Raw genomic sequence first — 19,742 nt, forward strand, 5'->3', positions numbered from 1 at the left:
CCATCAGCCCCACCCACCAACAGCCCCACCCACCAACAGCCCCACCCACCAACAGCCCCACCCACCAACAGCCCCACCCACCAACAGCCCCACCCTCCAACAGCCCCACCGACCGAGACCCTGCCGAAAGCGCCCAAGCCCAAAGACCCCGAGGCTCAACGCTTCCCGAACCCGACCACAGCCGGTCGGCTCTTTGACAATTCCACAGAGACGATGAACGGCCGAGCGGTGAGTGGGCTGGGACGTGAGTGAGGTGCCATAGGTGAGGCGGCTGGGAGGTGCGGTTGTTTCCGCGAGGGGGCTGGTAGGTGAGGGGGCCTCGCAAGCTCGACCCGCCCCTCTCCCTCCTCCTGGCGTCTTTTGTCTTTTGTCTCTTTTTCTTTTCTTCTTTTTAGCTTTTGGTCTTTCGGGGTAGGAGGGCTCGGCGGGCGCGATCGGCGATCTTTTGGATCTGGTCGGCTAGTTCTTGGGGTTCGTGGACTTCGAAATCGCAGCCGAGTTCTAGTAGGCGGTGGGCTATCCATTCGGGGAGGTCGTCGCGGTGCATTTCTAGGGTGCAGGTGGTGTCGGTTCGGGGGACGATGTCGGTGGGGGCTTCGCCTAGTTTGCCGATTACCTGGTGGGCGGGGGCTTGGATTTCTACGCGGTAGCGCAACGTGGATGTGGGCCAGTCGGTTCGGGCTCCGGTTACGTAGGCGGCGGGGTCGGAGGCGGGGAGGGGGCGGGGGGTGAAGCGGGCGCCGGTGGGGTGGGGGGTGGCGATTCGGTCGGCTCGGAAGATTCGCCAGTCGGAGCGGTCGAGGTCGAAGGCGACCAGGTACCAGCGGTGTTTGTGGGGGACGAGGCCTATTGGTTCGGTGTTGCGGCGGGATTCGGTGCCGGTGGCGGATTGGTAGGCGAAGCGGACTCGTTCGCGGTTGGTGATGGCGGCGGCGAGGGTGGTGAGGAGTTCGGGGTCGATGGGGGTGGCGGCGGGGCCGGGGGTGATGGTCGCGGTGCCCAGGACTCGGACGCGGCGGCGGAGTTTTGTGGGGAGGACCTGCTCGAGTTTGGTGAGGGCGCGGACGGAGGCTTCCTCGATGCCCGCGATGGCGGATCCGGCCGCCGCGCGCAGCCCCACGGCAATGGCGACGGCTTCCTCGTCGTCCACCAGCAGCGGCGGCATCGCGGCACCGGCGACGAGGCGGTAGCCGCCGGTGGCTCCCATGGTGGCCTCGACGGGGTAGCCGAGCTCTCGGAGCCGATCGATATCGCGGCGAACGGTCCGATCGGTGACCCCGAGGCGTTCGGCCAGTTCACTTCCCGGCCATTCCCGCGGTGTTTGCAGAAGAGACAGCAGCCGAAGCAGCCGTGCGGGCGTATCGCTCATTCCTCCACCTTCCGCCAGAAATAGGACACGAATAGTCCTAGATGATTCATACCGTAGTTTCCATGACCAACACCGCACTCCGCCCGTTCCGCATCGAGATCGCCCAGGCCGACCTGGACGATCTCAACGACCGCCTGGCCCGCACCCGCTGGTCGGCGCAACTGCCCGGCGAGAACTGGGACCGCGGTGTACCGGTCTCCTACCTCCGCGAACTGGCCGACTACTGGCGCACCGAATTCGACTGGCGCGCACAAGAAGCCGCCCTCAACGCCCACCCCCAGTTCCTGACCGAAATCGACGGCCTCGACGTCCATTTCCTGCACATTCGCTCGGCCGACCCGAACGCCCTCCCCCTCATCCTGACCCACGGCTGGCCCAACACCTTCGTCGAATTCACCAAAACCATTCCGCTGCTGACGAAGTCCTTCCACCTGGTGATCCCGTCGGTCCCCGGCTTCGGATTCTCCGCAGCGCCACACGAAATCGGCATGAAACCCCGCCGCGTGGCCCGCATGTGGGTGGAGCTCATGGCCCGGCTCGGCTACGACCGCTATGGCGTGCAAGGCGGTGACCTGGGCGCATATGTGGTGCAGGAGATGGCGATCGCCGACCCGGACCATATCGTCGGCGTCCACATCGACGGCGGCATCGGACTCCCCACCGAATCCGATGTCCCCACCATGACCGCCGAGGAACTCGCCGAATGGGAGCTCATGCAGAAATGGCAGTCCGGCGTGAACCACCACGTCCTACTCAACAAGGCCCCGCAGACCTTCGCCCACGCCTGGACCGACTCCCCCGTCGGCCTGCTGGCCTGGCTGGTCCACAAGTTCAACGAATTCTCGCCCCTCGCAAACCATCTCGAAGACGCCGTGGACCGCGACCACCTGCTGACCAATATCAGCATCTACTGGTTCACCAATACCGCCGCCACGTCATCCTGGCCCATATACAACGGCCTCGGCGACAATGGCTTCACCTGGCCCGCGGGCCAGAAACTGGTCCCCGTGGGCGTCTACGCGGGCGGCTCCGCCCTCATGCGTCGCCTGGCCGACCGCGACAACATCATCGCCCACTGGCCCGAGGGCAATACCGGCAACCACTTCCTGGCCATGGACGTCCCCGAGGCCCACGCGGCCGACATCCGAACCTTCTTTCTTGACCGATTGGTCTAGATTCTCGTAGAGTGCTCGCCATGGCAAGGACCAAGGAGTTCGATCCCGACACCGTCCTGCGCCGCGCTCTCGAATTGTTCTGGGAGCGCGGCTATGAGGCGACGTCGATGTCGGATCTGGTTGAGCATCTTGGGATTGCCAAGGCGAGCATCTACGGTACCTTCGGGGGCAAGCGCGAGCTGTATCTGAAGGCGCTACAGAGCTATCTCGAAACCACCGACCCGGCGATCATGGCGGCATTGTCGCAGCCCGGACCGGTCCTGCCCGCGGTGCGCGAGCTGGTGCAGCGGTACATTACCGAAGCCGCCAGGCCCGACACGTATTTGGGCTGCATGGTTGTGAACAGCGCGGTCGAAATGGCACGCCGCGACGAGGCCGTGGCCCGCCTGGTGGAGTCCAGTTGGGCGCACCTCGAGACGACCCTCACATCGGCACTCCTGCGGGCCCGCGCACAGGGCGAATTGTCCGCCGATTCCGATCCGCGCGCGCTCGCACGATTCCTGCTCGTCTTCTTCCAGGGAGTCCGCGTGCTCGAGCGAACGCCGGATTCGGCTGCACGCCTGCGCGATGCGGCGCGCGTGGCCGTATCCGTCCTCGTCTGAACAGCTTTCCGATCCATCCACAGTCGTGACTGCCACCCGCATTCAAGACTGATCGTTCTACAAAGGAGTGCGAAACTCATGACCACACGCTTCGATGACAAAGTCGTCCTGATCACCGGCGGTGCGGGCACGATCGCGGGCGCGACCGCCCAGGCCTTCGCCGACCGCGGAGCCACCGTCGTCCTGGCGGGCCGAAACGCGGAGCAGCTGGAGAAGGCGGCCGCCGAGATCCGCACCGACGGCGGCAAGATCGACTGGGTGACCGCCGACGTCACCGACGCTTTCCAGATCGCCGCCATGGTCGAGGAGCTGGTGCGTCGGCACGGCGGCCTGCACGTGGCGTTCAACAATGCCGGAATACTGGGCATCCCCGCCCCGGTCGGCGATCTGGACGACAATGACTGGCATCGCGTGCTCGATGTCAACCTGACCGGCGTTTTCCTATCCATGAAGCACGAAATCGCCCACATGCGAGGCAATGGCGGCGGTGCCATTGTGAATATGGCGTCGAATATCGGTGCGCACGGCCGTCGCCCGGGTTTGGCCGCCTATGCCGCGTCCAAGGCCGCGGTGAGCGTGTTGACCCAGACCGCCGCCCGCGACCATATCGCCGACGGCATTCGCATCAATGCCGTGAGCCCCGGAGCCACCGATACCCGAATGTCGTTCCGCCCCGGCGAAACTCGCGCCGACCGCGATGCCCGGATGGCGACCGCGAACCCGCTCGGTCGTGTCGGCGACCCGGCCGAGATCGCGGCGGCCGTGGTCTGGCTGGCCTCCCCCGAATCCAGTTTCGTCATCGGACACGATCTCGTCATCGACGGCGGCGCGACCGCCTGACCTCACCGATTGCTCCACCGCGACCGCGAACTTTCAATAGCAAACTCGAAGTGGGCTGTTGAACCGGCAGTCATCCGCGTGTCATCTGCGCTGACTAATGTGCTCAGAATTCGCAGGTCGCGGTATTAGGAGCAGTTCGATGAGGGACACTCTGCCTTCCAAGAACCAAGTCCTTCAGGCTTGTCGCGGGTCCGATGAGCCCCGGCATCCACTACTACGCGCCGCGCACGACCTGACCGCGCTCCACGAGCGCCTGCTCTGCGCGGAATCGGACGAAATGGTCGAACTCGACACGCTCAGAGCCGATTTGGTGCATCAGATCGATCGGTGGGTGACCGCGCAATTGCCCCCGTCGCACGGGGCCGCCCGCGTGCACACCGAAACATTGGGTGCGGTCATCGACCGTTTGGCCCGCCTCACCGCGGCCGCCTATGCCGCGCTGGCCCGCCAATCCGGCCAGGAGCTCACCCTCGCGTGGGAGCATCTGGCCGAATTGGCGGTCGGCTATGAGGATTTGGCGTCGGAAGTGTGCACCGGGCGGCGTCGTCTGCCCGGGACTCATTGAGGCTTTTGCGCGGCATACCAGTCGAGGAGCTCGGGGGCGTCGACCGCGGTCGGAGCGACCACTGTCGACACCTCCGCCCCCTGGAAGAGCTTCTTGATGGGCACTTCCAGCTTCTTACCGGTCCGCGTATGCGGAATGCCCGGCGCCGCAATGATTTCGTCCGGCACATGCCGCGGGGAAACCTCGGCGCGAATGGTCGCGGTGATGCGCGATCGCAACTCGTCGTTCAATTCCGCACCGGAGGCCAGCACCACGAACAGCGGCATCCAATACCCGCCGTCGGGTTGTTCGGCCCCGATCACCAACGCCTCGGCGATTTCCGGAATGCGTTCCACGGCCTGATAGATATCGGCGCTGCCCATGCGAATGCCCTGCCGGTTGAGCGTGGAATCCGAGCGCCCGTGCACGATGATGCTGCCGTGCTCGGTAATGGTGATCCAGTCGCCGTGCCGCCAGACGCCGGGGAACATCTCGAAGTAGGCCTCCCGGTAGCGAGTGCCGTCCGGGTCGTTCCAGAACGACACCGGCATGGACGGCATCGGCTCGGTGATGACCAGTTCGCCGACCTCGCCGCGCACCGGGTGGCCCTGCTCGTCCCAAGAGTCAAGCGCCACACCGAGATACGGGGCGGAAAGCTCGCCGGGCCAGACCGGCACGGTGCGCACGCCGCCGATGAACGCCGACACCACATCGGTGCCGCCGCTGATGGACGCGACCGGAACCTGCTCGCCGACATTGTCCCGCAGCCACAGCGAGGAGGACGGCGGGAGCGCGGACCCGGTGATACCGACCAGCCGCAGCGCCGACAGATCGTGGTCCGTGCGCGGCACCGATCCGGCCTTGGCGCACGCCAGCACGTAGCCGGGACTGGTGCCGAGCACCGTCGTACCGGTCCGAGCGGCCAACTGCCACAACGCATCCGGCGTCGGCGCGGCCGGGCTTCCGTCGTAACAGACGATCGTCGCACCCACCAGCAGTCCGGCGATCTGGAAGTTCCACATCATCCAGCTCGGGCTGGTGTACCAGAAGAACGTGTCGTCCGGCCCGATATCCGACTGCACCGCAACGGCTTTCAAATGCTCGAGCAGCACACCGCCGTGCCCGTGCACAATGCCCTTGGGTTTACCGGTGGTCCCGGAGGAGTACAGCACCCACAGCGGATGCGCGAAATCCACCTGCTCGGTGGCAATGTCGACATCACCGTCGCCGGGCTCGACCTGCCGCCAGGTGATCACGTCCGGCAGCGCCGCGCCGATGCGCGGCACCAGTACGGTCGCCGCCAGCGACGGCAGCCCGGCCCGCAACGCCTCGATATCGGCGGTCTTGTCGTGCACCTTGCCGCCGAAGCGATACCCGTCGGCGGTGACCAGCACCTTCGGCTCGAGCTGCCCGAGCCGATCCAGGGCGGCCTGCGCGGAATAGTCCTGGCCGCAAGCACTCCAGATGGCGCCGATGCTGGCGGTGCCGAGGAACGCGATGACCGCCTCGGGAATGTTCGGCAGGTAACCGGCGACCCGATCGCCCGGCCCGACACCCAGTCCACGCAGGGTGTCGGCGAAGGCCGCCGCGGTGGTGATCACTGCGGCCCAGGAGATTTCGGTGATCTGCCCCGTCTCGTCGACGGACAGGATCGCGGGCCGGTCGTCGCGGACCTGCCGCACCACCTGATCCACGTAGTTGAGCCGGGTGCCCGGGAACCACTGCGCACCGGGCATGTCCGTGGACCCCAGCACCACCTCGGGCCGTTCACCCAGATCGAAGTAGTCCCAGAGCGCGCCCCAGAAACCCGCCACATCGTCCACCGACCATTGCCACAGCGCCCGATAGTCCGGCACCGACACCCCGGTCCGCTTCTCCACGAACAGCGCGAAGCTGGTCACCTGCGCCTCGGCGATATCCGCCGCGCTCGGCACCCACTGTGGTTCCACCGCAATACCTCCTACGACGCGAATCCCGCGCTACCGGCCATGGCCGCGCGCTGCACGATTCGCTCCGCATGCCGAATGACCGGCATGTCCACCATCCGCCCCTCGAAGGTGAAGACACCCCGATGGTTCGGCGCTTCCGCCAATAGTCTGCGCGCCCAGCGCACTTCCTCCGCCCCGGGTGCGTACGCGGTGCGAATCACGGGCACCTGGCTGGGGTGAATGGCCACCTTGGCATCGAATCCGATGGCCACCGCGTCCGCCGACTCGGCCGCCAGCCCCTCGAGGTCGGGAATATCCAGATACACCGAGTCGAGCGCGAACTTTCCGTATGCCTTGGCGGCCAGCAGGGATTGGGAGCGCACGTGCCGCGCCACATCCCGATAGCCGCCGTCGGCGTGCCGCGAGGAGTTCCCGCCGAGCGCGGCGACCAGATCCTCCGCGCCCCACATGACGCCGATGGCATTGCGCACCATGACCGCCCGGCCGACCGCCAGCGCGCCCAGCGGGGATTCGATGAGCGCGATCACCTCGTAGTCGGTCAGGCGCGTGATCTGTTCGGCCGATTCGCATTTCGGCAGCATGATGCGCCGGTACTCGGTGCGGACGAGAGCGTCGAGATCGAGCATGTGCTCGAGGGTGCCCGCGGCATTGACGCGTACAACGGTGCGTTCCGGATCGAGGGGATGGGCGATCAGCGCCTCGCGGGCCGCCGCCTTGTCCGCCTCGGCCACCCCGTCCTCGAGGTCGATGATGACCACGTCGGCCGCGGCGAGCGCCTTGCCGTAGCGCTCCGGCCGGTCGGCGGGGCAGAAAAGCCAAGCCGGACCGGGCATTTCCCAACTCACGATGGTTTCTTCCTGACCAGAGTTTTGCGGATGGCGGTGGCCACGACATCACCGTGCTGATTGCGCCCGGTGTGCGCGAAGGTCACGATTCCCTCGCCGGGACGGCTCTTGGATTCCCGCAGCTCGGTGACCACGGTCTCCGCGTACAGGGTGTCGCCGTGGAAAAGCGGCTTGGGGAACGCTATTTCGGAGAAGCCCAGATTCGCGACAATGGTGCCCTGGGTCAGCTGCGCGACCGACAGACCCACCAGCGTGGACAGCGTGAACATCGAATTCACCAGTCGCTGATGGAAAGGCGGCAGCGCGTCGGCGAACGCCGCGTCCAGATGCAGGGCCTGCGTGTTCATGGTCAGCGTCGTGAACAGCACATTGTCGGCCTCGGTAATGGTGCGGCCGGGCCGGTGCTCGTACACCACACCGGTCTCGAATTCGTCGAACCACAAGCCGCGCTGGACGACCCGCTTCGCGGAGCTCACAGGCCGAGCTCCCGCCCGATCAGCATCAACTGCACCTCCGTGGTGCCCTCACCGATTTCCAGGATCTTGCTGTCGCGATAGTGCCGCGCCACAGCATATTCGTTCATGAACCCGTAGCCGCCGAAGATCTGCGTGGCGTCGCGGGCATTGTCCATGGCGGCCTCGCTGGCGACCAGCTTGGCGATGGCGGCCTGCTTCTTGAAGGGCTTGCCGAACAGCATCAATGCGGCCGCGTCGTAGTAGGCGGTGCGGGCCATGTGGGCGCGCGCCTCCATGCGGGCAATCTTGAAGGCTATGGCCTGGTTGGTGCCGATGGGGCGGCCGAACGCCTCACGCTCCTTGGCGTAGCGGACCGATTCGTCCACGCAGCCCTGGGCCGCGCCGACCGACAGCGCCGCGATGGCGATGCGGCCCTCGTCGAGAATGCGCAGGAAGTTGGCGTAGCCGCGGCCGCGTTCGCCGAGCAGGTTCTCCGCGGGCACCCGGACGTCGTCGAAGGACAGCGGGTGGGTGTCGGAGGCGTTCCAGCCGACCTTGTTGTAGGCGGGTTCGGCGGTGAAGCCGGGGGTGTCGGTGGGCACGATGATCGTGGAGATCTCCTTCTTGCCCTCCGTGCTGCCGGTGACCGCGGTGACCGTGACCAGGCGGGTGATGTCGGTGCCCGAGTTGGTGATGAACTGCTTGGAGCCGTTGATGATCCAGCTGTCGCCGTCCAGGACCGCGGTGGTGCGGGTGCCGCCCGCGTCGCTGCCCGCGCCCGGCTCGGTGAGCCCGAACGCGCCCAGCGCGCGCCCGCTGGCCAACAGCGGCAGCCACTCGGCCTTCTGCTTGTCGTTGCCGAACCGGTAGATCGGCATGGCGCCCAGCGAGACGCCCGCTTCGAGGGTGATGGCCACGCTCTGGTCGACCTTGCCCAATTCCTCGAGCGCCAGGCACAGCGCGAAGTAGTCGCCGCCCATGCCGCCGAACTCCTCCGGGAACGGCAGGCCGAACAGGCCCATGTCGGCCATGCCCGCGACCACCTCGTAGGGGAAGCTGTGCTCGGCGTCGTGCTTGGCGGCGACCGGGGCCACCACCTGATTGGCGAAATCGCGGACGGTGAGCGCGAGTTGGCGGTACTCGTCCGGCAGGGTTCCGGTGGACAGGAAGTCGGTCATGACGGGGTGTTCTCCTCGGCGGGTGTGTCCAGGGCGACGATGCGGGCCAGCGGCTGTTCGAGTTTCACCTGCGCGCCCGGCTCGACCAGCAGTTCCACGCGCCCGGCAATGGGGGCGGTGAGGGTGTGTTCCATCTTCATGGCCTCCACGACCACGATGGGCGCGCCCGCGGCGACCAGCTCGCCGTCGGCGACGGGGGTGGCGATGACCGAACCCGGCATGGGGCTTTGGATTTCGGCATCGCCGACATGGGCGTCACCGCCGCGGATATCGGCCTCGGCGACCTCGCGGAGCAGGGCGGTGCCGGTGCGATCGGCGACCCAGATCTGGCCGGGGGCGGTGGCGATGCGGAAGTCGCCGCGCAGTCCATCGAGGGTGACGGTGAGGGTGTCGCCCTCGGAATCGACGGTCAGCGCGCGCTTTTCGCCGCCCTCGACCCACACGGTCGCGTTCTGCGGGGTTCCGGCGATGTACACGTGCGCGGTGCGGTCACCACCGGTCAGGCGAATACCCACGGGTGCGTGCTCGCCCACCCGCCAGCCGGTGGGTCGCTGCCACGGGTCGGCGGGTCCGCTCGGCCAGCGCCGCAGCCACAGCGCGGCGGCCGCGGCGATGAACTGCTCGTCGGTGACGGGCGCGGGCGTGAACTCCACCGCGCGCCGATCCAGCAGCCCCGTATCGAGATGTCCGGCAAGGACATCCGGGTCGGCGAGCAGGAAGCGCGCGAAGTCGGTATTGGTCCGCACGCCCAGGATCTGGGTATCCCGCAGGGCCGCATCCAGTTTGGCGATGGCTCCGGCGCGGTCCGGGGCGTAGGCGATGACCTTGGAGAGCATCGGGTCGTAGTCGGTGCCGACCACGGTTCCGGCACGCAGGCCCGAATCCACCCGCACGCCAGGGCCTTCCGGTTCCGACAGCGCCAGCACGGTGCCGCCGGTGGGCAGGAAGTCGCGGCCCGGATCCTCGGCGTAGACGCGGGCCTCGATGGCGTGCCCGGTGAGCCGGATGTCCTCCTGCGCGGCGGCCAGCTTCTGCCCGGCGGCAATGCGCACCTGGCATTCCACCAGGTCCACGCCGGTGACCAGTTCGGTGACCGGATGCTCCACCTGCAGCCGGGTGTTCATCTCCATGAAGAAGAACTCGTCGGGCTTGTCGGCGGAGACGATGAATTCGACCGTGCCCGCGCCCACGTAGTCCACGCTGCGCGCGGTATTGCAGGCGGCCGCGCCGATGCGGGCGCGGGTCTGCGCGTCCAGCAGCGGCGACGGGGCCTCCTCGATCACCTTCTGATGGCGGCGCTGCAGACTGCATTCGCGTTCACCGAGATGCAGGACGTGGCCGAACCGGTCGGCCAGGATCTGGACCTCGATGTGGCGGGGCCGGGTGACGAAGCGCTCCAGGAACAGGGTGTCGTCGCCGAAGGCCGCACCGGCCTCGCGCCGGGCGCTGACCAGCGCGGCGGGCAGATCGGCGGGATCGTCGACCCGGCGCATGCCCTTGCCGCCGCCACCGGCGGACGGCTTCACCAGCACCGGGTAGCCGACTTCGGCCGCGGCGTCGACCAATTCGGCGTCGGTGAGGCCGGGCTTGGCGATGCCGGGCACCACCGGGACGCCGTATTCGGCGACCGCGTTCTTGGCGGTGATCTTGTCGCCCATGATCTCGATGGCCCGGGCGGACGGGCCCAGGAAGGCGATGCCCGCCTCCTCGAGCGCGGCCGCGAAGGCCGAATTCTCCGACAGGAAGCCGTATCCCGGGTGCACGGCCTGCGCGCCGGAGCGCACGGCGGCCGCGACCACCTTCTCGATGTTCAGGTACGACTCGCGGGCGGGCGCGGGACCGAGGCGGACCGCGGTGTCGGCCTCGCGCACGTGGCGGGCGTCGACGTCGGCGTCGCTGTAGACCGCGACGGAGCGAATTCCCATGGCGCGCAGGGTGCGAATCACCCGCACCGCGATCTCGCCGCGATTGGCGACCAGCACGGTGTCGAAGGCGACGGGAGCTTTGTTCATCAAGGTCATCACATCCGGAAGACGCCGTAGGAGACGGGCTCGAGCGGGGCCTGCGCGCAGACCGAAAGGGCCAGGCCGACAACCGTTCTGGTGTCGGCCGGGTCGATCACGCCATCGTCCCAGAGCCGCGCGGTCGAGTAGTAGGGATTGCCCTGCGCCTCGTACTGCTCGCGAATGGGGGCCTTGAACGCCTCCAGGTCCGCCTCGCTCTGGTCGCCGCGCACCGTCGCCAGCACCGAGGCCGCCTGCTCACCGCCCATGACCGAGATGCGGGCATTGGGCCACATCCACAGGAAGCGCGGCGAATACGCGCGCCCGCACATGGAGTAGTTGCCCGCGCCGTAGGAGCCGCCGATGACCACGGTCAGCTTGGGCACCCGGGCGCAGGCCACCGCGGTCACCATTTTCGCGCCGTGCTTGGCGATGCCGCCCGCCTCGTAGTCGCGCCCGACCATGAAGCCGGTGATGTTCTGCAGGAACAGCAGCGGGATCTGGCGCTTGTCGCACAGTTCGATGAAATGCGCGCCCTTCATGGCGGATTCGCTGAACAGCACGCCATTGTTGGCGATGATGCCGACCGGGTGGCCGTGGATGCGGGCGAACGCGGTGACCAGGGTCCTACCGTATTCGGCCTTGAATTCCTGGTATTCGCCGCCGTCGACAATGCGGGAGATGACCTCGCGGACGTCGTAGGGGGTGCGCAGGTCGACCGGGACCACGTCGTAGAGCTCGTCCTGCGGTGCGATGGGGTCCACGGTCGGGGCGACATCCCACGGGGTCGGGGTCTTGGGGCCCAGTGTCGCAACGATATTCCGCACGATGCGCAGGGCGTCCTGATCGCTCTCGGCCAGGTGGTCGGTGACACCCGACGTGCGCGAATGCAAGTCGCCGCCGCCCAGTTCCTCGGCGGTGACGACCTCGCCGGTGGCGGCCTTCACCAGCGGTGGGCCGCCCAGGAAGATGGTGCCCTGATTGCGCACGATGACGGTCTCGTCGCTCATGGCGGGCACGTACGCGCCGCCCGCGGTGCAGGAGCCGAGCACCGCGGAGATCTGCGCGATGCCCTTGGCGGACAGGTTCGCCTGGTTGTAGAAGATGCGGCCGAAGTGCTCGCGGTCGGGGAAGACCTCGTCCTGGCGCGGCAGATACGCGCCGCCGGAGTCGACCAGGTAGATGCACGGCAGATGGTTCTGCAGCGCGACTTCCTGGGCGCGCAGGTGCTTCTTGACCGTCATCGGGTAGTAGGTGCCGCCCTTGACGGTGGCGTCATTGGCGATGATCACGCACTCGCGACCCGACACCCGGCCGATGCCGCCGATGACGCCCGCGCCCGGGCACTCGTCGTCGTACATGCCATTGGCCGCCAGCGGCGACAGTTCCAGGAACGGGCTGCCGGTGTCCAGCAGCTGATCCACCCGCTGCCGCGGCAAGAGCTTGCCGCGCGCCAGGTGCCGTTCCCGGCTCTTCTCCGGCCCACCCAGGGCGCTGACGGCGAGCCGCTGTCGCAACTCGTCGACCAATGCCAGGTGCGCGGCCCGGTTGCCGGTCTGCTTCCCGGTCTCGGACTGCTCGGTCAGCGTCATTCGCTCCGCCTCCCCGCGCGGGCGGACCCGCTCGGTTAGTCACCAATAACTGGAAAATAAGATAATCTCGACTAACTGAGTTGTCCAGCATCGACGAGAGGAACCACGGTGAACAGCACGGAAACCGTTACCCTCACCCGTCGCGAGCAACTCAAGGCGCAGCGCCGACAGCAACTGCTGGACGCCGGGGCGCGACTCATCGCGGACCGCGGATTCCTCGGTATGCGGCTCGACGATCTGGGTGCGGCGGTGGGCATCAGCGGTCCCGCGGTGTATCGCCACTTCCCCAATAAGGAGGCGCTGCTGGTCGAGCTGCTGGTGGGGATCAGCCAGCGACTGCTCGACGGCGGACGGGCCGTGGTCGAAGCGGCCGACTCCCCCGAGATGGCCCTGAACGGCCTGATCGATTTCCACCTGGACTTCGCCCTGGGCGAGCCGGAACTCATTCGCATCCAGGACCGTGACCTGGAGAATCTGCCGGAATCGGCACGACGGCAGGTGCGCCGCACCCAGCGGCAGTACGTGGAAGTCTGGGTCGCGGTGCTGCGCGAACTCCACCCCGACCTACCCGAACAGGCCGCCCGCGTGCAGGCACACGCCACCTTCGGCCTGATCAACTCGACCCCGCACAGCGCACCCGCGACCTTGGCCACCCGCGCCCGCCCGGTCCTGCGAAAGATGGCCCTCGCCGCCCTGAGCTGATGCGGGGCGAGTTGCTTTACCGCCCTAGGGCTTTGGCGCGCTGGAGATGCTGGCCTGTATCGCGGCCAGGCGGGCGGCGAATTCTGGGGATTCGAGGGAGGCGAGTTGGGGGACGACCTCGGTGCTGACGGCCTCGGCGTGGGCGGCCAGGGCGCGGGTGGCGCGCATGGTGCGCTTGGTGGTGATGAGCAGGTCGCGGGGGACATCGGCGGTGGCGCTGGCGAATTCGACCGCGGCGTCGATCAGGGCGTCGTGGTCGCCGTCGACGACCCGGTGGACGAGTCCGGCCTTTTCGGCGGCCGCGGCACCCAGGACCTCGCCGAACAGGGTCATGGCGGCGGCCTGCTGCGGGCCGACCGCGCGCTGCAGCATCCAGGTCATGCCCCCGCCGGGGTGAATGCCCAGCTTGAGGAAGCGAGCGTCGAAGCGGGCCTTGGGGTTTGCGAAGCGGATGTCCGCGGCGAGGGCGAGGTTGAGGCCCGCGCCGACGGCCTGGCCGCCGACGGCCGCCACGGTCGGCAGCTTGCAGCGCGCCACCGCGAGGAAGCCCTCGTAGATGGCGCGCAGGCCCTCCTCCTTCGCCTCGCCCAGGGCGGTGAGATTCGCGCCCGCGCAGAAGGCCGGGGGCGTTCCGGTGACCACCAGGGCGTGCACCGACTCGTCGGCCTCGGCATCGGCCACCGCATCCGCCAGATCGGCGGATAGATCCAGCGTCAACGCATTTCGCTTGTCCGGGTCGTGCACCGTGACGAGCGCCACCGCGTTCCGGCGCTCCACCTTGATCTCCGCCATGGCCCCAGATGGTAACCGGCGTCACCCGCCGCGCAGTTCACGTTCCGCGGTGCGCAGCACCATGACGAATCCGCCGCGCACCACCGGCAGGAACAGGCGGGTCCACAGCGGGGCGAACAGCGGCGCGGCGATCTCGAAGGTCGAGGACCAGTGCACCCGGGTGCCCGCCTTGCAGGGCTCGCAGACGATCGAGCCCTCCTGATGTCGTAGGGGCGGAACGGAATTCAGCAGCCGGTAGCGCATCAGGCGGGGCGGATCGTATTCGACGATCTCCTCGGTGAGGCGCAATAGTGGGGTCACCACCAGGCGGACCGCGCCCTCGCCATTGCCGGTGGTGTGGCCGGGCCGCACCAGGGTGACGCGGCGAACCAGCGGCACCCGTTGGTAATTGGTGACATCGGTGAGCCAATCGAAGACATCGGGCTGCGGTGCCGCGAGAGTGCGCTCAACATCGACCGTGCGCATGCGGGCAGCCTACGCCCGGTGATCACGCCCGGGATGAGATCGGCGGCACGGCGTCGAGGATTTTCCCTGGTGACTACCATTGCCCGTATGACCGTCGAGGAGCAGCCGCAGCGCGTGATCCGCCGCCGCCCGAAGAACCGGCGCGCCCAGATCGCCGCCACCTCGGCCGCCGCCTTCGGTTCGCTCGGCTATCACGGCGTGAGCATGGAGGACATCGCGACCCGGCTCGGAATCTCCTCGGCCGCACTGTATCGGCACTACCCGAGCAAATACGCGCTCTTTCGCGAGGAGTTGCTGCGGCTGGCGCGGCTGACCGCGGATTCGGCCACCCCGCCCGACGCGGCCGAGGGGCTCGCGCCGCGCGAACGCCTGGATCGGGTGCTGGATCGGATGATCGCCGAGACCATCGCCAATCGCTCGACCGTGACCCTGGTGCGCTGGGAGCGGCGCTACCTCGACGACGCCGACCGCGAGACCCTGGAGGCGGATTTCACCGCGGCGCTCACCGTGCTGCGCACGCTCCTCGGGGATGTCCGCCCCGAACTCGACGGCCACGATCGCGCGGTCCGGGCGGTGTCACTGCTGAGCGTGATCTCCAGCATCGGCGACCACCACGCCACCCTGCCCGCGAAATCGCTGACCGCCCTGCTGCATTCGGCCTGCGACGCCATTATCGACACCGAGCTGCCGCCGGAGGGCGATGCCACCGTCACACCCCGGGCGGTGGAGATCCCACAGTCGTTCAAGCACGAGCTGTTACTCCGGAAGGCCGTGGAACTCTTCCACGCCCACGGCTATCCCAATGTGAGCGTGGAGGACATCGCGGCGGCGGCGGACCTGTCGGCGGCCTCGGCGGTGTATCGGTACTACCGCAGCAAGGGCGATCTGCTGGCCGCGGCCTTCCGCCGGGCGGCGGATCGGGTGTCGGGCGCGATCGGCCCGGCGGTGGCGTCCTCGTCGAGTCCGGCCGAGGCGCTGAGCAAGCTGGTCGATCTGTATGTGGCCGGGTCGTTCGCCGAACGCGAGCTGACCTTCGTCTATTACGCCGAATTCGGCCATGTCTCGGCCGAGGAACGCACCATGCTGCGCAATGTGCAGCGGCTCATCGTGGCCGAATGGGTGCGACTGCTGGTGTCGGTGCGCCCGGAGTTGTCCGAGGGCGAGGCGCGCATCCTGGTGCAGGCCGCGTTCGGCCTGGTGGTGGACCTGGGCCGAGAGTTCGGCGCGCATCCGTCGATCTGCCCGCAGCCCAGGGTGATCCGCCTCATGGAGGCCACCCTCTTCGGCGCCGGAACCCCGGAGTCCTGACCCCTAACCGGTCATCGAGGTCATGGGCGTGAACGGCGCGTAATCACGCACATGCCCGTTCTCCCACTCCCACAGCGAGATCGGGTCCACGGCCACCCCACTCTGCAAAATAAGCCGCCACCCCCCATCCTCCCGCTGCCAGATATCCCCATCGCGATCCCAGTAGAGACCGACGACCGCTGGTTCGGTAGTCCCACTCCGGCTCATGATCTTCCTCTCATAGCTATCCGTCAGCGATTGCATGAGTGGTGATTTGCGCTGTTGTTCCGAATGAATATATTTGCCAAACATTCACCCATGGAGGAAGCGCCCCCAGCGAGTCGAATTCCTTTTCGCCAGAATGCTGGACATGAGAATTGCCGCGAGGATCGCCGCCGCTGCCCTGGGCGCGGCATTGCTGTCGAGTGTTACCGCACAGGCCGCACCGAACAGCGGGTCCGGGACCGCGACTCTTTCACCGGGGACCACCATCGAGCCGTCGATCGATTGCACACCGACCGCCGCGCATCCGCATCCGATCGTCGTCCTGCCGGGCGCGGACGGCACCACCGAGCAGACCGAGGCGCAATGGGCGACCATGCTGGCGGCATTGCGCGGGGCCGGATACTGCACTCTGTTGTTCCAGGGCGGCATTGTCGGTGACAAGCGCTGGGGCGGCGATATACCCGGCGAGGCAGCGCAAGTCGGCGATTTCATCGCGAAGGTGCGGCAGACCACCGGGGCCGACAAGGTCGAGATCGTGGCGCATTCGGCCGGGACCATCGTGTCGAATTACTACTTGAAGGTGCTCGGCGGCGCTCCGTCGGTGAGTCACGCGGTGTTCATCACGCCCGAGGCGCGCGGGTGCGATGGCGCGGGCGTGTTGGGTCTCGAGAATCCGCCGATCACTCCGGTGCAATTGCTGAGCGCGCTGCCGTTCATTCAGCCGGTGCTCGCGGCGGCCTCCCAGGAAATGGCCGTTGCCATGCAGATGACTCCGAACTCGCCGGTGTACAAGGCCATCTTCGACGGCAATGCCACGCAGCCCGGGGTGACCTACTCGGCGATCGCCACCCGCAACGATCGACTCGCGACGCCCGCACCCGCGTGCTCGACCCTCGATGAACCCGGTGTGGTGAACGCGGTCTACGAGGATCTGTTCCCGGGCGCGGAGGCGGTGGACCATTCGCTGATCCGGTCCAGCGAGCTCACCGCGGGGTGGGTGCTGGGGCAGCTGCAACGCTGACGTGTCATGAAGAATGCTCATCGACTTATCGGCGGAAGATACTTGGAAACCGCACATTCGAGATGAGAATTGTCATTAACATAGCCGCCAGTTGCAGACTCGACGGGCGGAGGCTCGGATGCGCCGGACACGACGACAGTTCATTCAGGCGGCGGCCAAGGCGGGAGGAGTGGCGGCGGCGTTGACGCTTGCGCCTACCGGGGGGCGGGCCCATGCGGAGCCCGGGCGGGCGGTGGCGGTGTTCGGGGCGGGACCGGCCGGGCTCACGGTGGCGCACGAGCTGGCCGAAAGGGGGTTCAGTGTCACGGTTTTCGAAAAGCTCGGGGACTTCGGGGGGAAGACGCGCAGCATTTACACCCCCGACGGCCTGCCGGGGGAGCATGGGTTTCGGAGCTTCTTCGGGTTTTATCACAATCTGCCGGATACCTTGCGGCGCATACCGTTTCCTGGGAATCCGCACGGGGTGTGGGACAATTTGACGCGGTTGAACGCGGCCATGATCGCGGGGATGGGTCGGCACAATCTCACGATTCCGCTGCCGTTTCCGTTGCCGTTCAGCCAGTTTCCGGAGACGCCCAAGCAGTTCGTGGATTCGATTGTGGCGGTGTTCGAGTCACTGTTTCGGCTGCCGCCGCAGGAGGCGGTGTTCGCGGCCGAGCGGCTGGCGGTGTTTGTGTCCAGCTGTGATGAGCGCAAGCTCGGGCAGTGGGAGAAGATGACGTGGACGGACTTCGCGCGGCTGGACAACTCGTCGCCGGAGTACAACCGGTTTCTCGGGGACGGGTTCATTCGGGAGCTGGTGGCCACGAAATCGCGGAACTGCAGCGCGCATTCGATCGGGCTGGTCGGCGAGGAGTATGTGTGGTCGTTGCTCAATTTGAACAATGATGGCGATGGCAAGGGCAATGACCGGGTGATGAACGGGCCCACCAGCGAGACGTGGATCAATCCGTGGATCGACTACCTGCGCTCGATCGGCGTCACCTTCCACCAGGGCTACAAACTGACCGGATTGGCCACCGACGGCGCGCACATCACGGGGGCCACCGTCACCGACGCGAGCGGTGCCCGCCACGGCGTGGACGCCGACTATTACGTCGCCGCAATCCCTTTGGACAAGATCCCGGCCGTGCTCACCGACGAGCTGACCGCCGCCGATCCGAACCTGGATCGCATACGGAACCTGCAGGCGGCCTGGATGGTCGGCATCCAGTTCTTTCTCACCCGCCCGGCCCCGCTGGCCAATGGCCACGTCGGATACAACGACGCCCCGTGGGGCTTGACCTCGATCAGCGAGGCGCAATTCTGGCGACGCCCACTCACCGCCTATGGCGACGGCAGCGTCCAGGAGGTGCTGTCGGCCATCATCTCCGAATGGGACGAGCCCGGCACCTTCAATGGAAAGCCCGCGCGGCAGTGCACCCCCGAGGAATTGGCGCGCGAGACCTGGTCCCAGATCAAGGCCCACGTGGACCACGACGGCGACAATCCCCTCACCGACGACATGCTGCGTTCCTGGCAGATCGATCCCGCCCTCACCAATGCCGGAACCCCCGACATCGATTACGACGACGCGATTTTCATCCAGAACCCGGGCTCCTGGGACGACCGCCCGAACGCCTGGACCGACATCGACAATCTCTTCCTGGCGGGCGACTGGATCAAGACCCAGATGAACGTCGCCTGCATGGAGGGCGCGAACGAGGGCGGCCGCCTCGCGGCCAACGCGGTCCTCCACGCCTCAGGATCCGCTGCGCCGCCAGCACAGATCACCCCGCGCTACCGCATGCCCCTGTGGGAACCCCTCAAGGCGGTCGACCTCCAGCTCTACCGCGCGGGCCAGCCCAACGCCTTCGACGTGATCGACCGCCGCTACCCCATGGTCAGATAGCCGCGCCGAGGCCGACTTTCACGGTGGCGCGCGCCGGGGCCGCCAGGGCGAAAAGCCCTGGCGGCCTTTGTATCCGCGCCGGGTTATGCCGTTGGCGGGAAGGTGTAGGAGGAGCCGGTGCCCAGCGCCTTGGCCATCCATTCGAACAGGTTGTTCACCGCGCTGCCGCTGAACATGGGGGCCTCCTACGCGGTCGGGGTGGTTGTGCCACCGCCGGGCTGCGTGATCGAGGTCGACGAGCCCGAGGTGATCAGGTGGGCAAAGGCCAACAGCAGATCGGTGAAGCCGCTACCGGAGTAAACGGGCATGGGAAATCCTTTCGTACAAACTGCGAATTACTTCGCGGTGTCGCTCTTGAGCTTGGGGCCCTTGGGGTTGTAGCTCGTCGTGGAACCACTGCCGAGGAACTTCAGCACCTGGGAGATGATGGCGCCGATGTCGACGGTGGTGCCGCCACCGGTGGGCGGAGGAGTGGTGGTCATGGTGTTTCCCTTTCTTTCACGACGCGGACAGACCCCCTCGATTTCTGGGTGATTCTCGGGACCGCCGCACGGGGCCTGGATGACCCCGGGTCTTCTATTCGGGTTCGACCGCCATGGCCTGGACCAGGGACGCCGGACGCATATCGGTCCAGTGCGCTTCGACATAGTCCAGGCAGCTCTGCCTGCGGGCCGGGCCGTGCGCGACGGACCAGCCCCCGGGTATGGCGGCGAACACCGGCCACAGCGAATGCTGGGCCTCCTCGTTGACGAGCACGTAGAACTGGGCGTCTTCGTCATCGAAGGGGTTACTCATGGGGATGCCTTT

21 protein-coding genes are annotated in these 19,742 nt (G+C 67.2%); 8 read left to right on the forward strand and 13 right to left on the reverse strand.

The window, feature by feature from the left end; genetic code table 11:
• Positions 1-391 precede the first annotated feature (391 nt).
• Positions 392-1,369, reverse strand: a complete 978-nt coding sequence (locus VMT40_RS32930; RefSeq protein WP_326363248.1) for a helix-turn-helix transcriptional regulator — start codon at positions 1,367-1,369, stop codon at positions 392-394.
• Positions 1,370-1,431: 62 nt separating this feature from the next.
• On the opposite strand from VMT40_RS32930, the gene VMT40_RS32935 reads away from it, so the two are divergent.
• The 4 genes from VMT40_RS32935 (at position 1,432) to VMT40_RS32950 (ending at position 4,551) form a co-directional block, all read left to right on the forward strand.
• Positions 1,432-2,544 carry an epoxide hydrolase family protein gene (locus VMT40_RS32935; RefSeq protein WP_326363250.1) on the forward strand — a complete coding sequence of 371 codons (1,113 nt, stop codon included), beginning with the start codon at positions 1,432-1,434 and terminating at the stop codon, positions 2,542-2,544.
• 20 nt (positions 2,545-2,564) lie between these two features.
• Positions 2,565-3,146 (forward strand): TetR/AcrR family transcriptional regulator, encoded by a 582-nt coding sequence (locus VMT40_RS32940; protein ID WP_326363251.1) that lies wholly within the window; start codon positions 2,565-2,567, stop codon positions 3,144-3,146.
• Positions 3,147-3,224: 78 nt separating this feature from the next.
• Complete coding sequence (locus VMT40_RS32945; protein ID WP_326363253.1) at positions 3,225-3,986, forward strand: SDR family NAD(P)-dependent oxidoreductase; 762 nt, start codon at positions 3,225-3,227, stop codon at positions 3,984-3,986.
• Between the two features lie 139 nt (positions 3,987-4,125).
• Complete coding sequence (locus VMT40_RS32950; protein ID WP_326363255.1) at positions 4,126-4,551, forward strand: DUF4254 domain-containing protein; 426 nt, start codon at positions 4,126-4,128, stop codon at positions 4,549-4,551.
• Here VMT40_RS32950 and VMT40_RS32955 read toward each other — a convergent pair.
• The 6 genes from VMT40_RS32955 to VMT40_RS32980 are packed head-to-tail and all read right to left on the reverse strand — an operon-like array spanning position 4,545 to position 12,552.
• The gene (locus VMT40_RS32955) at positions 4,545-6,479 is read right to left on the reverse strand and encodes an acetoacetate--CoA ligase (protein ID WP_326363257.1); all 1,935 of its coding nucleotides are present in this window, start codon (positions 6,477-6,479) and stop codon (positions 4,545-4,547) included. The genes VMT40_RS32950 and VMT40_RS32955 overlap by 7 nt on opposite strands.
• Positions 6,480-6,490: 11 nt before the next feature.
• Positions 6,491-7,324 carry an HpcH/HpaI aldolase/citrate lyase family protein gene (locus VMT40_RS32960; protein WP_326363258.1) on the reverse strand — a complete coding sequence of 278 codons (834 nt, stop codon included), beginning with the start codon at positions 7,322-7,324 and terminating at the stop codon, positions 6,491-6,493.
• Positions 7,321-7,800 (reverse strand): MaoC family dehydratase, encoded by a 480-nt coding sequence (locus VMT40_RS32965; RefSeq protein ID WP_326363260.1) that lies wholly within the window; start codon positions 7,798-7,800, stop codon positions 7,321-7,323. The genes VMT40_RS32960 and VMT40_RS32965 overlap by 4 nt, the downstream gene beginning before the upstream one ends.
• Positions 7,797-8,957: an acyl-CoA dehydrogenase family protein gene (locus VMT40_RS32970; protein WP_326363261.1), complete on the reverse strand. Its 1,161-nt coding sequence runs from the start codon at positions 8,955-8,957 to the stop codon at positions 7,797-7,799. Before VMT40_RS32970 ends, VMT40_RS32965 begins: the two co-directional genes overlap by 4 nt.
• Entirely contained in the window at positions 8,954-10,969 is a 2,016-nt protein-coding gene (locus VMT40_RS32975; protein ID WP_326363262.1) for an acetyl/propionyl/methylcrotonyl-CoA carboxylase subunit alpha, read from the reverse strand. Before VMT40_RS32975 ends, VMT40_RS32970 begins: the two co-directional genes overlap by 4 nt.
• A gap of 8 nt (positions 10,970-10,977) precedes the next feature.
• Positions 10,978-12,552: a carboxyl transferase domain-containing protein gene (locus VMT40_RS32980; RefSeq protein WP_326363264.1), complete on the reverse strand. Its 1,575-nt coding sequence runs from the start codon at positions 12,550-12,552 to the stop codon at positions 10,978-10,980.
• Between the two features lie 108 nt (positions 12,553-12,660).
• Between VMT40_RS32980 and VMT40_RS32985 the strand changes: the two genes are divergently transcribed.
• Positions 12,661-13,254: an SACE_7040 family transcriptional regulator gene (locus VMT40_RS32985; RefSeq protein ID WP_326363266.1), complete on the forward strand. Its 594-nt coding sequence runs from the start codon at positions 12,661-12,663 to the stop codon at positions 13,252-13,254.
• 24 nt (positions 13,255-13,278) lie between these two features.
• Here the strand turns inward: VMT40_RS32985 and VMT40_RS32990 are convergent, their stop codons facing one another.
• Both VMT40_RS32990 and VMT40_RS32995 read right to left on the reverse strand, forming a co-directional pair.
• Positions 13,279-14,046, reverse strand: a complete 768-nt coding sequence (locus VMT40_RS32990; RefSeq protein ID WP_326363268.1) for an enoyl-CoA hydratase — start codon at positions 14,044-14,046, stop codon at positions 13,279-13,281.
• Between the two features lie 21 nt (positions 14,047-14,067).
• On the reverse strand, positions 14,068-14,511 hold the full coding sequence (locus tag VMT40_RS32995) for an SRPBCC family protein (protein ID WP_326363270.1): 444 nt from the start codon (positions 14,509-14,511) through the stop codon (positions 14,068-14,070).
• A gap of 87 nt (positions 14,512-14,598) precedes the next feature.
• Here VMT40_RS32995 and VMT40_RS33000 point away from each other — a divergent pair, with 87 nt between their 5' ends.
• Positions 14,599-15,819 carry a TetR/AcrR family transcriptional regulator gene (locus VMT40_RS33000; RefSeq protein WP_326363272.1) on the forward strand — a complete coding sequence of 407 codons (1,221 nt, stop codon included), beginning with the start codon at positions 14,599-14,601 and terminating at the stop codon, positions 15,817-15,819.
• Positions 15,820-15,822: 3 nt separating this feature from the next.
• Here VMT40_RS33000 and VMT40_RS33005 read toward each other — a convergent pair whose 3' ends face one another.
• Positions 15,823-16,026 carry a hypothetical protein gene (locus tag VMT40_RS33005; RefSeq protein ID WP_326306059.1) on the reverse strand — a complete coding sequence of 68 codons (204 nt, stop codon included), beginning with the start codon at positions 16,024-16,026 and terminating at the stop codon, positions 15,823-15,825.
• Between the two features lie 142 nt (positions 16,027-16,168).
• On the opposite strand from VMT40_RS33005, the gene VMT40_RS33010 reads away from it, so the two are divergent.
• Complete coding sequence (locus tag VMT40_RS33010; protein ID WP_326363274.1) at positions 16,169-17,044, forward strand: esterase/lipase family protein; 876 nt, start codon at positions 16,169-16,171, stop codon at positions 17,042-17,044.
• Positions 17,045-17,162: 118 nt separating this feature from the next.
• Positions 17,163-18,935, forward strand: a complete 1,773-nt coding sequence (locus tag VMT40_RS33015) for a hydroxysqualene dehydroxylase (protein ID WP_326363275.1) — start codon at positions 17,163-17,165, stop codon at positions 18,933-18,935.
• Positions 18,936-19,120: 185 nt separating this feature from the next.
• Here the strand turns inward: VMT40_RS33015 and VMT40_RS33020 are convergent, their stop codons facing one another.
• The 3 genes from VMT40_RS33020 to VMT40_RS33030 form a co-directional block, all read right to left on the reverse strand.
• A complete protein-coding gene (locus VMT40_RS33020) occupies positions 19,121-19,243 on the reverse strand; it encodes a hypothetical protein (protein ID WP_326306057.1) in 123 nt (40 codons plus the stop codon).
• Positions 19,244-19,270: 27 nt separating this feature from the next.
• On the reverse strand, positions 19,271-19,417 hold the full coding sequence (locus VMT40_RS33025; RefSeq protein WP_326363277.1) for a hypothetical protein: 147 nt from the start codon (positions 19,415-19,417) through the stop codon (positions 19,271-19,273).
• A gap of 94 nt (positions 19,418-19,511) precedes the next feature.
• Positions 19,512-19,730, reverse strand: a complete 219-nt coding sequence (locus VMT40_RS33030) for an MbtH family protein (RefSeq protein ID WP_326306055.1) — start codon at positions 19,728-19,730, stop codon at positions 19,512-19,514.
• Between the last annotated feature and the right edge of the window lie 12 nt (positions 19,731-19,742).

Origin of the sequence: Nocardia sp. CDC160, assembly GCF_035818795.1 — a bacterium.
Taxonomy (GTDB): Bacteria; Actinomycetota; Actinomycetes; order Mycobacteriales; family Mycobacteriaceae; genus Nocardia.